Here is a 402-nt window from a genome sequence, read left to right on the forward strand (position 1 = left end):
AGCGAGGGCGTCGCCTTGATGCTGTCGCGCGCTGTCTCCGGTCTTTCGATCGCCTGTTTCAGCATCGACACCAGCCGCGACTTGCCGGCGCCGTTGAGGCCGAGCAGCACGATGCGGTCGCCCTGGCAGATGAACTGCCGGCCGGCCTTGAACAGCGGCGTTCCATCGGGCGTCGTCACCACCGCATCCTCCAACGTCACCAGCACCTTGGCATGGGTGCCGCGGTTGGCGAGCCGGATCGCCCCGGCCGAGCGCTCCAGATGCGCCGGTTTTGCCGCGTCCTCCAGCTTCTCCGCCCGTTGCCTGAGCTGCTTCGTCTTGACGACGAGCAGGTCGCTGCCGGAATTGATGCCGATATTGTTGAGCTTCGCCGCCTGCTTGCGCAGTTGCTCCGCCACCTTC

General features: G+C 66.2%; 1 protein-coding gene. It reads right to left on the reverse strand.

Annotation, left to right across the window (positions count from 1 at the left end; translation table 11 throughout):
• A partial coding sequence (locus D7X32_RS44705) for a hypothetical protein (protein ID WP_208752796.1) occupies nt 1–402 on the reverse strand: 402 nt, incomplete at both ends.

Origin of the sequence: Corallococcus carmarthensis, assembly GCF_003611695.1 — a bacterium.
Lineage (GTDB): Bacteria > Myxococcota > Myxococcia > Myxococcales > Myxococcaceae > Corallococcus > Corallococcus carmarthensis.